Source organism: Streptomyces sp. DSM 106670, assembly GCF_055792845.1.
The window spans coordinates 291,449-305,198 of sequence record NZ_CM147704.1 but is presented as its reverse complement, the minus strand read 5'-3'; the positions used below and the strand labels follow the sequence as shown (position 1 = coordinate 305,198).

General features: G+C 72.4%; 12 protein-coding genes. 8 read left to right on the top strand and 4 right to left on the bottom strand.

Going from position 1 to position 13,750, the window contains the following annotated elements; genetic code table 11:
• Positions 1–405: 405 nt before the first annotated feature.
• Genes ACSMXR_RS01285 through ACSMXR_RS01275 form a run of 3 tightly spaced genes read right to left on the bottom strand, consistent with a single transcriptional unit; the run spans position 406 to position 2,728 of the window.
• Positions 406–1,317 carry a class I SAM-dependent methyltransferase gene (locus tag ACSMXR_RS01285; RefSeq protein WP_473171000.1) on the bottom strand — a complete coding sequence of 304 codons (912 nt, stop codon included), beginning with the start codon at positions 1,315–1,317 and terminating at the stop codon, positions 406–408.
• Positions 1,314–1,970 (bottom strand): TIGR04282 family arsenosugar biosynthesis glycosyltransferase, encoded by a 657-nt coding sequence (locus ACSMXR_RS01280; protein ID WP_381796158.1) that lies wholly within the window; start codon positions 1,968–1,970, stop codon positions 1,314–1,316. Before ACSMXR_RS01280 ends, ACSMXR_RS01285 begins: the two co-directional genes overlap by 4 nt.
• Complete coding sequence (locus tag ACSMXR_RS01275) at positions 1,967–2,728, bottom strand: glycosyltransferase family 2 protein (RefSeq protein ID WP_473170999.1); 762 nt, start codon at positions 2,726–2,728, stop codon at positions 1,967–1,969. The genes ACSMXR_RS01280 and ACSMXR_RS01275 overlap by 4 nt, the downstream gene beginning before the upstream one ends.
• 124 nt (positions 2,729–2,852) lie before the next feature.
• On the opposite strand from ACSMXR_RS01275, the gene ACSMXR_RS01270 reads away from it, so the two are divergent.
• Together ACSMXR_RS01270 and ACSMXR_RS01265 are read left to right on the top strand one after the other, a co-directional pair.
• Positions 2,853–3,626, top strand: coding sequence for a response regulator transcription factor (locus ACSMXR_RS01270; RefSeq protein WP_473170998.1), 774 nt, complete (start codon positions 2,853–2,855; stop codon positions 3,624–3,626).
• Positions 3,623–4,729, top strand: a complete 1,107-nt coding sequence (locus tag ACSMXR_RS01265; protein WP_137230999.1) for a sensor histidine kinase — start codon at positions 3,623–3,625, stop codon at positions 4,727–4,729. The genes ACSMXR_RS01270 and ACSMXR_RS01265 overlap by 4 nt, the downstream gene beginning before the upstream one ends.
• On the opposite strand, the gene ACSMXR_RS01260 is transcribed toward ACSMXR_RS01265, so the two are convergent.
• A complete protein-coding gene (locus ACSMXR_RS01260; RefSeq protein ID WP_137231001.1) occupies positions 4,710–5,807 on the bottom strand; it encodes an NAD-dependent epimerase/dehydratase family protein in 1,098 nt (365 codons plus the stop codon). The genes ACSMXR_RS01265 and ACSMXR_RS01260 overlap by 20 nt on opposite strands.
• A 327-nt stretch (positions 5,808–6,134) precedes the next feature.
• Here ACSMXR_RS01260 and ACSMXR_RS01255 point away from each other — a divergent pair, with 327 nt between their 5' ends.
• The 6 genes from ACSMXR_RS01255 to ACSMXR_RS01230 all read left to right on the top strand — a co-directional run bounded on the left by ACSMXR_RS01255 (position 6,135) and on the right by ACSMXR_RS01230 (position 13,736).
• Positions 6,135–7,481: a lysine N(6)-hydroxylase/L-ornithine N(5)-oxygenase family protein gene (locus ACSMXR_RS01255; RefSeq protein ID WP_473170997.1), complete on the top strand. Its 1,347-nt coding sequence runs from the start codon at positions 6,135–6,137 to the stop codon at positions 7,479–7,481.
• Between the two features lie 119 nt (positions 7,482–7,600).
• Positions 7,601–8,659, top strand: coding sequence for a FecCD family ABC transporter permease (locus ACSMXR_RS01250; protein ID WP_137231005.1), 1,059 nt, complete (start codon positions 7,601–7,603; stop codon positions 8,657–8,659).
• Between the two features lie 38 nt (positions 8,660–8,697).
• On the top strand, positions 8,698–9,759 hold the full coding sequence (locus ACSMXR_RS01245; RefSeq protein ID WP_218527147.1) for a FecCD family ABC transporter permease: 1,062 nt from the start codon (positions 8,698–8,700) through the stop codon (positions 9,757–9,759).
• A 38-nt stretch (positions 9,760–9,797) separates the two neighbouring features.
• Positions 9,798–10,640 carry an ABC transporter ATP-binding protein gene (locus tag ACSMXR_RS01240; RefSeq protein WP_218527148.1) on the top strand — a complete coding sequence of 281 codons (843 nt, stop codon included), beginning with the start codon at positions 9,798–9,800 and terminating at the stop codon, positions 10,638–10,640.
• A gap of 209 nt (positions 10,641–10,849) precedes the next feature.
• On the top strand, positions 10,850–11,902 hold the full coding sequence (locus ACSMXR_RS01235; protein WP_218527149.1) for an iron-siderophore ABC transporter substrate-binding protein: 1,053 nt from the start codon (positions 10,850–10,852) through the stop codon (positions 11,900–11,902).
• 46 nt (positions 11,903–11,948) lie between these two features.
• Entirely contained in the window at positions 11,949–13,736 is a 1,788-nt protein-coding gene (locus ACSMXR_RS01230; RefSeq protein ID WP_137231011.1) for an ABC transporter ATP-binding protein, read from the top strand.
• The last annotated feature ends 14 nt before the right edge of the window (positions 13,737–13,750 follow it).

Here is a 13,750-nt window from a genome sequence, read left to right as displayed (position 1 = left end):
CGTACCGCCCCCGCCGCAGACCCCGCCGCCGTCCCCGTCCACCGCACCCCGTCGCCCGCGCATCTCACCGCGCCGCCTGTACGGCGAGGGCCCGCTCCATCTGCTCCTGCTCGCCGCGACGTTCTGCCTGGCCGGCTACGCGGGCGTACGGCTGCTGGACGGGGACACCGTCGGGGTGCTGCTCTGGTTCGCCGGGTCGGCCGTTCTGCACGACCTGGTGCTGCTGCCGGTGTACGCCGGGGCGGACCGGGCCCTGCGCGCCGCGCTCGGCCCCCGGACGGCCCTGGTGAACTTCGTCCGGGTGCCGGCGTTCCTCTCCGGGCTGCTCCTGCTGATCTGGTTCCCGCTGATCGCCCGGCGGACCGAACGGCGGTACGAGGCCGCCGCCGGCACCACCCCGGACGTCTACCTCGGCAACTGGCTGCTGATCACCGGCGCGCTGTTCGCGCTCTCCGCGCTCTGGCTGCTGGTCCGGGCGCTCCGCTCCCGTTCCGGCCGGCGCAACGAGACGAAGGTCCGTCCCTCCGCGCCCCACTGATCGCCCGTACGCCAGCCGCCCGCACGGGCGTGCCGCAGCAGGGCCGGCGTCCCGATCCGCGCCCAGAGGAACGGCTCGGCCACGTCGCCGCCCGCGGCCACCGGCGCGGACCTCCCGTCCGGGCCGCCCCGGCCGTCGTCGAGCCGGACCCGGACTTGTTCGTCCACGTCGACGGGGGCGGTCTCCGCGATCAGCAGTCCGCCGGCCCCGAGCAGATCGGCCGCGCGGTCCAGCAGCGCGGCCGGGTCGCCCCCGATGCCGATGTTGCCGTCGAGGAGCAGGAGAGTGCCCCAACGGCCCTCACCGGGCAGCGGGTCGAAGACACTGCGCAGCAGCGCCGCGCCGCCGAGACCGCGCGTACGGGCCACCGCCGCCTCGCTGACGTCGATGCCCAGCGCCCGGTGCCCGAGCGAGGCCAGCTCGGCGACCAGCCGGCCCGGCCCGCAGCCGATGTCCAGCACCGGCCCCTCGCACCGGTGCAGCGCGGACAGATCGGCGGAGCCCGCGTCGGAGCACCAGCGCTCCACGTCCAGGGGCAGCAGCCAGCCGTCGCTGCGGCGGAGGAAGAGCGGACCCCGGCCGGTGCGCAGGGCGTTGGCGTACGGGTCGGCGCCCCAGGTGGCGGTGCGGAGCGGGCCCCGCCGGGCCGGCGTGTCGGAGGCGTACGCGCTGTCGGCGGCCGCCTCGTGCGTGTCGGGCGCCCCGGCGGAGGCGGAGGAGCCTGCCGGGTCGGCGGCGGCCGGTGCGGCGCGTCCGGACGAGGGCACGGTCGTACTCATCGCACCCCCGCCCCGGTCAGCCGGCCGAGCGCCGCGGCGAACCGGTTGCCCGGCGCGGCCGACGCGACCCGGTGGGCGTCGGCCGCGGTGTCCACATCGACCAGCACCGGCAGATCGCGGACGACGAGCCCCGCCTCCACCAGCCTGCGCCGCTGCACCGCACCGGTCTCCGGGACCGACATCGGCACCCCGCGCACCAGGGCGGGATCGGGATCCGCCAGGCCCAGGGCCCAGAAGCCGCCGTCCTCGGCCGGACCGAACCAGGCTCCGCAGCCGTCCCAGGCGTCCGGGCCGAGAGCGGGGGCGAGCAGCGCGGCCGTGAGCTGCGGGGTGTCCATGCCGACCAGGAGAGCCGGCCCCGTACACCCGCCGAAGGCCGCCGCGAGACGTTCGTCGAGGCCGCCCGCGCTCTGCGGCACCACCTCGAACCCCGGAGGCACCCAGGGGCCCGGCCGCCCGTCGAGGACCAGGACGCGCCGCCGGGCGGGGAGGGCGAGCACGGTCTCCAGGGTGTCGGCGAGCGCGGCGGCGGCCAGCTCGGCGGCCTCGGCGGGGGAGAAGGGCGGGCAGAGCCGGGTCTTGACCCGTCCGGCCACTGGTTCCTTCGCGATGACCAGCAACTCCGTCGGCCCCATGGGCCCGTACGCGCTCATCGGCGGGCCCCCGTCCCTGCGCGTGCGGACCGGTCCGGCGTGCGGTCCGCCGGTGGTTCGCGCAGCACGCCCCGCATGTCGCGCACCGCGTGCCAGGTCCCGCGCCAGGTGCCGGTCACCTTCGACTTCCCGGTGCGCGGCCGGTAGGGGACATCGCTCTCGGCGATCCGCAGCCCGGCGTCCGAGGCCCGGACCACCATCTGGAGCGGATAGCCGCTGCGCCGGTCGGTGAGGTCCAGGGCGAGCAGGTCGGCGCGGCGGGCCGCCCGCAGCGGGCCGAGGTCGTGCAGGCGCAGGCCGGTGCGGCGGCGCAGCATCCGGGCCAGCGCCAGATTTCCGGCGCGGGCGTGCGGCGGCCAGGCGCCCCGGCCCTCCGGGCGGCGGCGGCCGAGCAGCAGATCGCACTCGCCGTCCGCGATCCGCCGCACGAAGTCGGCCAGCAGCAGGGGGTCCAGCGAGCCGTCGCAGTCGCAGAAGCAGACGAACTCGGCCTCGGCGGCGAGCAGCCCGGCATGGCAGGCCGCGCCGAACCCCCGTCGTTCCTCCGTGACGACGCTCGCGCCGAGGGAACGGGCGAGGTCGGCCGAACCGTCGGTCGAGCCGTTGTCGACCACGATCGCGCGCCAGCCGTCGGGGATGCGATCGAGTACCCAGGGCAGGGCGGCCGCCTCGTCGAGGCAGGGCAGAACGATGTCGGCCTTCGGCAGACCGGTGTGCGGGGCGGGCGGGAACGGAAGAGCGGCAGAAGAATCGGTCACCCGCCTCACCCTACGGAGACAAGTCTGGCATTCAGGGCATGAGGTTCTTACGAAACATGGACATCGGCCGGATGGGGGCGGTCGGCCGCCGACGCGCCGGAACGGGGGTGCCAGAGTGAAGGCCATGGAGAACACCCCGCCCGCCCGGCATCCCGAACCCGTCCCCCAAGGGGAGCGGGGCCGGATCCTCGTCGTGGACGACGACCCGACCGTCGCCGAGGTCGTCGTCGGCTATCTGCACCGTGTCGGCTACGCCGTCGAGCAGGCCGGCGACGGGCCCGCCGCGCTGGGGCGGTTCGTGGCACGCCGGCCCGACCTCGTCGTCCTGGACCTGATGCTCCCCGCCATGGACGGGTTCGAGGTCTGCCGCCGGATGCGCGAGCACGGTCCGGTCCCGGTCATCATGCTCACCGCGCGCGGCGACGAGGAGGACCGCATCCTCGGCCTGGAGACCGGCGCCGACGACTATGTCACCAAGCCGTTCAGCCCGCGCGAACTGGTCCTGCGGGTCGACTCCGTGCTGCGCCGCGCCCGGACCGCCGTACCGGCGGGCGGGGCCGGGCCGCTGTCCGGCGGCGGGCTGACCCTCGACCCGGCGGCCCGGCAGGCCCACCGCGACGGACAGGGACTCGCGCTGACCTTGCGGGAGTTCGACCTGCTCGCCTTTCTTCTCCGGCATCCCGGAAAGGTGTTCGGGCGGGAGGAGCTGATGCGGGAGGTCTGGGGGTGGGACTTCGGCGATCTGTCGACGGTCACCGTCCATGTCCGCAGGCTGCGCGGCAAGGTCGAGAAGGACCCGGCCCGCCCCCGGCTGATCCGCACGGTGTGGGGGGTGGGGTACCGGCTGGACCTGGACGCGGACGCCGCCGCCCCGCCCGGCGGGAGCGGGCCGCGGTGACCGACGTCCTGCTCATCGCGCTCTTCGCCTTTCTGGGCGCGGCGGCGGCCGGGCTGCTGGGCGCCGGCGTCCTGCGTCTGCTGAGGCACCGTTCGCTGGTGGTCTCGGTGAGTGTCGTCGCGGGGGTGGCCGTCGCGGCGATGCTCGCCGGGACGCTGACCGTCGCCTGGGCGATGTTCCTGTCGTCCCACGATCTCTACGTCGTCACGACCGTCGTCGCCATGGCCGCCCTGGTCTCGCTGGCCACCGCCGTACTGCTGGGCCGCTGGGTGGCCGACCGGAGCCGTGAACTGACCCTTGCCACGCGGTCGTTCGGCGACGGCGGTACCTTCGCCGCGCCTGCCGGACAGCCGACCGCAGAGCTGGCCGCGCTCACCCGCGAACTGGCCGCCACCAGCGCCAAACTGGACGCCTCACGGGAGCGGGAACGTGCGCTGGAGGCCTCGCGGCGCGAACTCGTCGCGTGGATCTCGCACGATCTGCGCACCCCGCTCGCCGGGCTGCGGGCGATGGCCGAGGCGCTGGAGGACGGCATGGCCGCCGACTCCGGACGCTATCTGCGGCAGATGAGGACCGAGGTCGAACGGATGAACACCATGGTCGGCGACCTCTTCGAACTCTCCCGGATCCAGGCCGGTTCGCTCACCCTGACGCCGGCCCGGATCTCCCTCCACGACCTGGTCGGCGACGCCCTGGCCGGGGCCGACCCGCTGGCCCGTGAGCACGGGGTGCGGCTGGTCGGCGTACGGGTCGACGAGGTGCCGGTGGAGGTCGACGGCAAGGAGATGAGCCGGGTGCTGGGCAATCTCCTGATCAACGCCATCCGCCGCACCCCGCCCGACGGCACGGTGGCCGTCGCCGCGCACCGGTCGGACGGCGCCGTCGTCATGTCGGTGACCGACGGCTGCGGCGGCATCCCGGAGGAGGACCTGCCCCGGGTCTTCGACACCGGATGGCGCGGCAGCCACGCCCGTACCCCGCCGGCCGGGGCGGGCCTCGGTCTCGCCATCGTGCGCGGCATCGTCGAGGCGCACGCCGGACGGGCCGAGGTCCGCAACGTACAGGGCGGCTGCTGCTTCTCGGTCACGCTCCCGACAGTGTGACGGCGCCCTCGTCCCGGCGGCCCGCCGCGCCGCGCAGCGGGGCCGCCGCGAAGTCCGCCATTCCCTGGGCGAAGGAGACCCGGGGCCGCCAGCCCAGCTCCTCGCGCAGCGCCCGCGAGTCCGCCGTGACATGGCGTACGTCGCCGAGGCGGTACTCCCCGGTCACCACCGGGCCCGGCCCGCCGTGCGCGCCGGCCAGCGCGGCGGCCATCTCGCCGATGGTGTGCGGCTCGCCGCTGCCGGTGTTGTACGCGGCGAAGGACGCGGGCCGCCGCTCCCGTACCGCCGCCAGCGCCACCGCGTTCGCCGCCGCCACATCGTGGACGTGCACGAAGTCGCGCCGCTGGCGCCCGTCCTCGTAGACGCGGGGGGCCTCGCCGCGGGCCAGGGCCGAGCGGAAGAACGAGGCGACACCGGCGTACGGGGTGTCGCGCGGCATCCCCGGCCCGTACACGTTGTGGTAGCGCAGGGACACCGCCCGGCCGCCCGTGGCCCGCGCCCACGCGGCGGCCAGGTGCTCCTGGGCCAGCTTGGTCGACGCGTACACATTGCGCGGGTCCGCGGGCGCGTCCTCGGCGACCAGCCCGGGTGTCAGTTCCGCACCGCAGTCCGGACAGTGCGGCTCGAAGTCCCCGGACCGCAGATCCGCCTCCGCGCGCGGCCCGGGGCGGACCGTGCCGTGGCGCGGGCAGTCGTAGCGGCCCTCGCCGTAGACCACCATCGAACCGGCCAGCACCAGATCCCGGACCCCGGCCGCCGCCATCTCCGCCAGCAGCACCGCCGTACCGAGGTCGTTGCAGCCGACGTACAGCGGAGCGTCCGCGAAGTCCTTGCCGAGGCCGACCATGGCCGCCTGGTGACAGACGGCGTCCACCCCGGCCAGCGCGTCCGCCACCGCCTCCCGGTCCCGGACGTCCCCGACGACCACCCGGTCGCCCGGCAGCTTTGGGGGCGTGGCGCCGGGGTGGGCCGAGGGCAGCAGGGCGTCCAGCACCACGCTCTCGTGCCCGGCCGCGGTGAGGGCGTCGACGACATGTGACCCGATGAACCCGGCTCCGCCGGTGACCAGTACGCGCATGACCGCCACGCTAGGGCCCGACGATCCCTCGCACCGGGCACGGCGCGCGCACGTCACGGGACCGTAAGGACGTGGGCGCACCCCGGGCTCAGGCATACCCCGCTGAAGGCGTCATCACTCGGCAACAGCACCGGGCAACAACACTACTTAATTTCAGCCACAATTGACGATCCATCAATAATGGGACATTCCATTTGCCCTATCGACAAGGCGGGTTGGTGAGCTTAGGCTCACCTAAGTTCAGGTGGGCGGCTCCGTCGGCGTGCCCGCCTTCCGCACCTTCCCCTCACGCCTGACAGGCGGCTTTCCCGGATGATTGGGAGTGACATGTCACAGGTTCTTCCTGGCGACACACCACTGATCCACGACCTCATCGGCATCGGCTTCGGCCCGTCCAATGTGGCCATGGCGATCGCGCTCAGCGAGCACAACAGCAAAGTCGGCAGGCAGGATTCGGTCACCGCCCACTTCTTCGAGCAGCAGGCGAGCTTCGGCTGGCACCGCGGCATGCTCATCGACGACGCCACCATGCAGGTGTCCTTCCTCAAGGACCTGGTGACGCTCCGGAACCCGGCCAGCGAATTCAGCTTCCTCTGCTATCTGCAGAGCCAGGGCCGCCTGATCGACTTCATCAACCACAAGAACCTCTTCCCGCTGCGGGTGGAGTTCCACGACTACTTCGAATGGGCCGCGGCCCAGGTCGACGACCTGGTCTCCTACGGTCACGAAGTCGTCGCCGTCACGCCCTACGTGCACGACGGCACCGTGGAGTACCTGGACGTGACCGTGCGGTCCGCGGAAGGACTCGCGGTCCACCGGGCCCGCAACCTCGTCATCGGCACCGGCCTGCGCCCCGTCATGCCCGAGGGTGTGGAGCGCGGTGACCGCGTCTGGCACAACTCCGACCTGCTGCGGAAGGTCGACGGCCTGGACGGCACCTCGCCCTCGCGGTTCGTCGTCGTCGGCGCCGGCCAGAGCGCCGCCGAGAACGTCGCCTATCTGCACCGCAGGTTCCCCGACGCCGAGGTCTGCGCGGTCTTCTCCCGCTACGGCTACAGCCCCGCCGACGACAGCAGCTTCGCCAACCGGATCTTCGACCCCGAAGCGGTCGACGACTACTTCGCCGCCCCCGAGGAGGTCAAGAGCCGTCTGATGGCCTACCACGGCAACACCAACTACTCCGTGGTGGACATCGACCTGATCGACGACCTCTACCGGCAGATGTACCGGGAGAAGGTCCTCGGCACCGAACGGCTGCGCTTCCTCAACGTGTCCCGGGTCACCGGAGTGGAGGAGAAGTCCGACGGCGTACGCGCCACCGTGAAATCACTGGTGACCGACGAGGAGACCGAACTCGACGCCGACGTCGTGGTGTTCGCCACCGGCTACAGCCCCGCCGACCCGCTCGGACTCCTCGGCGAGGTCGGCGACCGCTGCCTGCGCGACGACGCGGGCCGGGTCCGGGTGGAGCGCGACTACCGGATCTCGACCGGCCCGGAACTGCGCTGCGGCATCTACCTCCAGGGCGGTACGGAACACACCCACGGCATCACCACATCGCTGCTCTCCAACACCGCGATACGGGTCGGCGAGATCCTGGACTCGCTGCTCGACCGCCGGGTCAAGTCCACCTCCGACGAGTCCCGTCCGGTCGCCGAGGGCGCCGGCGGCTGAGGGACGTACGGGGCGACAAGCCCCGTCGGCCCGCCGTGAGTTCCGTGCTCGGCCCGCCCGGTGAGCTGCCGGACGGGCCGGGCGCGACCGTTCTGATCAAAGGGATATCGTTCGTCGACATGGTCACGACTGCAGTGGAGCGCCCCGCGCCCGGGGGGACGACGGACATCCGCGGACGGCGGGTCGCGGGGCTGGGCGTTCTCGCCGTGACGCTGGTGGTCGCGGCGGCGGTGTCGCTGGCCGTCGGGGCGCGTGCGCTCAGCCCCGGCGAGGTCTGGCACGGGCTGTTCGCGGACCCCGACCCGGACCAGAAGCTCACCGAGATCCGGCTCATCGTGCAGACCGTGCGCGTGCCCCGGACGGTCCTCGCGGTCGTGGCGGGCCTGGCCCTGGGGGTCGGCGGGGCGCTGATCCAGGGGTACACCCGCAACCCCATCGCCGACACGGGGCTGCTGGGGGTGAACGCCGGAGCCTCCTTCGCCGTGGTGTCGGTCATCGCCGTGTTCGGGTTCACCAACCCCTTCCAGTACGTCTGGTTCGCCTTCGTGGGCGCGGGCCTCGCCGGTGTCGTCGTCTTCGGTCTGGCGAGCATCGGCAGGGGAGCGGGCAATCCGCTGACCCTGGCCCTGGCCGGGCAGGGCGTCACGGTGTTCCTCGCGGCGATGACCACGGCGGTGGCGCTGACCGACCAGAAGTCGCTGAACGCGCTGCGGTTCTGGAACGCGGGCTCCGTGGCCGGGGTCGGATTCGACGTCATCTGGCCGGTGACCGGGTTCATCGGCGTCGGACTGGTCCTGGCCCTGATCACGCTGCCCGCCCTGAATCTGCTCAACCTGGGCGACGACGTGGCGCGCGGGCTCGGAGTGAACATCGCGGCGAGCCGGACGCTCGGCATCGTCGCCGTCACCCTGCTGGCGGGCGCCGCCACGGCGGCCTGCGGCCCGATCGCCTTCCTCGGGCTCATGGTGGCGCACGTGGCCCGCTATCTGACCGGCCCCGACTACCGCTGGCTGGTTCCGTACGCGGGTCTGCTCGGCTCCTGCGTCCTACTGGTCTGCGACATCGTGGGCCGCCTGGTCGTGCGGCCGGGCGAGCTGGAATCGGGCGTCGTGGTCGCCCTTCTCGGGGCGCCCTTCTTCGCGGTCCTGGTGTGGCGAGGGAAGTTCAAGAAGGCATGAGGCAGGTTCACGAGCACATGAGGGAAACCCGGGAGCCCATGAGCGGGACCGAAGCGAAAGCGGTGATGGCGCCGGGCGTACGGCTCGGCAGCGTGTCGTTCGTCTGGCGGCCCCTGCTCGTCCTGGTCACCCTGGTCCTCGCGGCGGCGGCCTTCCTGGTCTTCTGCCTCTCCATCAGCGTCGGTGACTTCCCGATCGGCCTCTCCCGGGTCATCGCCACCATCTTCGGGCAGGGCGAACAGGTCGACGAGTTCGTCGTCATGGACCTCCGGATGCCCCGGGCGCTGGCCGGTCTCATCGTGGGCGTCGCCCTGGGCATGTCCGGGGCCATCACCCAGTCCGTGGCGCGCAACCCGCTCGCCAGCCCGGACATCCTCGGGATCACCGGCGGCGCCAGTGCCGTCGCGGTGTTCCTGGTGACGGCGACGGGCGGCACCGCCGCGGCGATCACCGGCTCGATCGGGCTGTCGGCGGCGGCCCTGGTGGGCGGCCTCGGCACCGGGCTGCTGGTGTACTTCCTGGCCTGGCGGCGCGGCGTCGACGGCTTCCGGCTCATCCTCATCGGCATCTCGGTGACCGCGATGACGCAGGCGATCACGACCTGGCTGCTGGTGTCGGCCGACATCCGGGACGTGGCGCGCGCCCAGGTGTGGCTGGTCGGCTCGCTGGACAACCGGTCCTGGGACGAGGTCCGGGTGGCGTTCTGGTGCACCCTCGTCCTGCTGGCCGTCGTGGCCGCCGTGGCCTTCCAGTTCAAGCCGATGCACCTCGGCGACGACGTCGCCGCCGGGCTCGGCGTACGGTTCGGCCGGGTGCGGGCGGTCCTGCTGCTCTGCGCCGTCCTGCTGGCCGCCGTGGGGGTGAGCGCGGCGGGGCCGGTCCCGTTCGTCGCCCTGGTGGCGCCCCAGGTGGCGATGCGGCTGGCGAGGTGGCCGACGCCGCCGGTCATCGCCTCCGGGCTGGTGGGCGCGCTGCTGCTGATCGGCTCGGACCTGGTCGCCCGCGCGGCGCTGCCGATCGGCCTGCCGGTCGGTGTGGTCACCGCCGTGATCGGCGGCCCGTTCCTCGTCTACCTGTTGGTACGGGCGAACCTCCGGTAGATGGTAAGAAGTAAGGCGAACCTCAGTAAGGGGGGCTTGTGGCCGCGCAGTTCACCGCCAAGGCCGATGCGGGAGTCAAGGACGCCGCACGGCTGGCAGCCAGGGGCATCACCGTCGGGTACGGCGGCCGGCCGGTCATCGACGAGCTCGACGTGGCGATCCCGCCGGGCGTGGTCACCACGATCATCGGCCCCAACGGCTGTGGCAAGTCCACCCTGTTGCGCACGTTGACCCGGCTCCTCAAACCGGCCGGCGGCACCGTCGTGCTGGACGGCGAGGACATCGGCCGGCTCCGCACCAGGGACGTGGCGAAGAAGCTCGGACTGCTGCCGCAGGCGCCGGTCGCCCCGGAAGGGCTGACGGTCGCCGATCTGGTCGCCCGAGGACGCCACCCGCACCAGAGCTGGCTGCGGCAGTGGTCCTCGGACGACGCCGACGTGGTGCGGCGCGCGCTGGCCATGACCGGGGTCGCGGACCTGGCCGAGCGGCCCGTCGACTCGCTGTCCGGCGGACAGCGTCAGCGCGTGTGGATATCGATGACCCTCGCCCAGGGCACCGATCTGCTGCTGCTGGACGAGCCGACCACGTATCTCGACCTGGCGCACGCCATCGACGTACTCGACCTCGTCGACGATCTGCACGAGTCGGGCTGCACCGTCGTCATGGTGCTGCACGACCTCAACCTGGCCACGCGCTACAGCGACAACCTCGTGGTCATGCGGGACGGGGCCATCCTGGCGCAGGGCCATCCCCGGGACGTGATCACCGCCGAGCTGCTGTACGAGGCGTTCGGGCTGCAGGCCAAGGTGATCGAGGACCCGGTGGGCGACCGGCCGCTCATCGTGCCGATCGGCAGGGCGCACGTCCGGCTCGAACCGTAGAACCCGCGGCCGCCGACACCGTACGACAGGACCGTCATTGACGGTACGTCAAGTGAAGGCGACGGCCCATGACGCCACGATGCCGCTCAACTCGTCCTGACCTGTGGAAAGTTCACTGGTTAGGCTAGGCTGACCTCACTTGCTCGGGGTACAGTCTGGCTGCCCTCATACCGGGGCGCAGTGGACAGCGCGAAAGCAAGGGATTTTGGATGTCTCTCCATAGAACGACGCTGGTGAAGCCGTGGCAGCGGCTGGCCGCGGTCCTGTCCGCCGCCACCCTCGGCGTCGGTCTCCTCGCGGGATGCGGCAGCGACTCGGCGGACGACAAGAAGAAGGACGACGCCCCGGCCGCGGCCGAGGGCGCGTTCCCGGTCACCGTGGAGCACGCGTTCGGTTCCACCGAGGTCGCCAAGGCCCCCGAGCGGGTCGTCACCGTCGGCTACACCGACGACCAGGCCGTCCTGGCGTTCGGCATCAAGCCCGTCGGCATGGTCGACCAGTACCCGAACCCGACCGGCCAGACGCCCGACATCAACACGCAGTGGCCCTGGGTGAAGGACAAGTGGGGCGACACCCGCCCCGAGGTCGTCATGAAGAACGGCGACGCCGGCCCCAACTTCGAGAAGATCGCCTCGCTGCGCCCGGACCTGATCATCGCGGTCTACTCCGAGGTCGACAAGGCGGCCTACGAGAAGCTGTCCAAGATCGCCCCGACCGTCGGCCGCACCAAGGGTGAGAAGGAACTCTTCAGCGCCCCGTGGCAGGACAACGCGGTGCACATCGCCAAGGCGCTCGGCAAGGAGAAGGAAGGCGCCGACCTGGTCAAGGGCATCCAGACCAAGCTGGACGCCGCCAAGAAGGCCCACCCCGAATTCGGCGGGCAGAAGGCCGTCGCGCTGTCCTGGTACAAGGACTCCATCTCGGCGTTCACCTCCACCGACGTGCGCGGCCGCCTCGTCACGGGCACCGGATTCACCTACCAGACCGAGATCGACAAGGTCGCGGACGGCGGCTTCTCCGCCGAGCTCTCGCCCGAGCGCATCGACCTGATCGACGTCGACCGCATCTTCGTCATCAACGACAAGGCCGACACGGACGCGCTCAAGAAGTTCGAGCTGTTCAACAACCTCCCCGCCGTCAAGGACGGCAAGGTCTCCTACCTGCTGGACAGCGAGGGCCCGGCGGTCGGCGCCGCGATGTCCCAGGGCACCCTGCTCTCCCTCCCGTACGCGATCGACGAGCTCGTCGAGTCGGTCAAGTAGAGATGACGACCCGCCACCCCGTTCCCCGGCGAGATTCGGTATCCGTGTGACTGCCACCGACACCCCCGTCGCTCCGACGACCCTGCGCACGGCGACCGGACGCGAGGCCACCCGCTGGGTGGCCGAGCACTGCCGGCAGACCCCGTGGCTGACGGCCTCCACCGTCCTCACCACGGTGGCCGGGGCCGCGCTCCAGGTGGTCCCGGTGCTGCTGCTCGGCCGGGTCGTCGACGGGGTGGTCGGTGGTGAACCACGCTCGATACTGCTCACCGTCGGGGTGCTGATGGTGGCTGCCGCGCTGTTCGGCGCGGCAGCCACCGCCGCCTCCACCTTCCTGATCGGGAAGCTCGGGGCCGAACTCCTCGCCCGGCTCCGCGAGGAAGCAGTCCGCGCGGTGCTGGGGATGCCCAGCGCACGCGTCGAAGAGGTCGGCCGGGGGGACGTGCTCTCCCGGGTCGGCGACGACGTGGCCGTGATCTCCAAGGGCATCCGGACGGCCATCCCCACCGTGTTCTCGGCGGGCGTCCTCGTCGTCATCGCGACGATCGGCATGTTCGGACTCGACTGGCGCCTCGGTCTGGCCGGAGCCTGCGCCCTGCCCGCGTACGCGCTGGCGCTGCGCTGGTACCTGCCCCGCTCGGCGCCCCTCTACCGCAAGCAGCGGGTGGCCCAGGCCGACCGCGCCCAGGCGCTGATCAGCGGACTCAACGGGATCGACACGGTCCGGGCGTACCGCCTGGAGGGCGGCGTACGCGAGAAGGTCACGGCCGAGTCGTGGCGGGTGCGCAATCTCGGCATCGAGGTGTTCCGCTTCTTCGGACGGTTCGTCGGCCGGGAGAACCGGGCCGAGTTCATCGGGCTGGTCCTGATCCTGGTCGTCGGATACGCCCTTCTGGAGGCGGACGCCGCCACCCTGGGCGAGGTGTCGGCCGCCCCGCTGATGTTCCACCGCCTGTTCACCCCGCTCGGCGCGATCATGTTCACCTTCGACGAGGCGCAGAAGTCCGGCGCGAGCCTCACCCGCCTGGTCGGCGTGTTCCACGAGCCCTCCGAGGAGCGGCTGGTGGGCGACGGCTCCGTCCTGCCCGCCGACGTCGCGCCGTACCCGGTCACGGTGGAGGGGCTGACCTTCAGCTACCCCGGGTCCGAGGACCCGGTGCTGCGGGAGGTGTCCCTGTCCATCCCGGCCGGCGGATCGCTCGCCCTGGTCGGGGCGACGGGCGCCGGCAAGTCGACCCTGGCCGCGCTCATCGCCGGCATCGGAAGACCGCAGGCCGGGTCGGTGCGCATCGGGACGCACGACCTCGCGGACATGGACGAGGCCGGGGCGCGCGCCCTGGTGAGCATCCTGACCCAGGAGACCCACGTCTTCTCCGGCCCGCTCGCCGACGACCTGCGGCTCGCCGCCCCCGACGCGAGCGACGAGGAACTGCTGGACGCGCTGCGTACGGTCGGCGCCGGAGAGTGGGCCGAACTGCTCCCCGACGGGCTGCACGCGATGGTCGGCGAGGGCGGTGAACGCCTGGACGTCACCAAGGTCGCCCAGATCGCCCTGGCCCGGCTGATGCTCGGCCGGTCACCGGTGGTCGTGCTCGACGAGTCGACCGCGGAGGCGGGCAGCGAGGGCGCCGCCGAGCTCGAACGCGCCGTGCTGGCCGCCTGCTCCGGCCGGACCACCCTGTTCGTGGCCCACCGCCTGACCCAGGCGATGAGCGCGGACCGGATCGCGGTGCTGGACGAGGGGCGCGTGGTGGAGGAAGGAACGCACGGCGAGCTGGTGGAGCTGGGCGGCCGGTACGCCCGGCTGTGGCGTGCGTGGCGAGAAGGAAGTTAGACACACCGGGTCTA

Coding starts and splice junctions, on each gene's coding strand:
- ACSMXR_RS01245 (WP_218527147.1), top strand. CDS start 8,698: ATGAGCGGGACCGAAGCGAAAGCGGTGATGGCGCCGGGCGTACGGCTC.
- ACSMXR_RS01255 (WP_473170997.1), top strand. CDS start 6,135: ATGTCACAGGTTCTTCCTGGCGACACACCACTGATCCACGACCTCATC.
- ACSMXR_RS01280 (WP_381796158.1), bottom strand. CDS start 1,970: ATGAGCGCGTACGGGCCCATGGGGCCGACGGAGTTGCTGGTCATCGCG.
- ACSMXR_RS01235 (WP_218527149.1), top strand. CDS start 10,850: ATGTCTCTCCATAGAACGACGCTGGTGAAGCCGTGGCAGCGGCTGGCC.
- ACSMXR_RS01250 (WP_137231005.1), top strand. CDS start 7,601: ATGGTCACGACTGCAGTGGAGCGCCCCGCGCCCGGGGGGACGACGGAC.
- ACSMXR_RS01285 (WP_473171000.1), bottom strand. CDS start 1,317: ATGAGTACGACCGTGCCCTCGTCCGGACGCGCCGCACCGGCCGCCGCC.
- ACSMXR_RS01260 (WP_137231001.1), bottom strand. CDS start 5,807: ATGCGCGTACTGGTCACCGGCGGAGCCGGGTTCATCGGGTCACATGTC.
- ACSMXR_RS01270 (WP_473170998.1), top strand. CDS start 2,853: ATGGAGAACACCCCGCCCGCCCGGCATCCCGAACCCGTCCCCCAAGGG.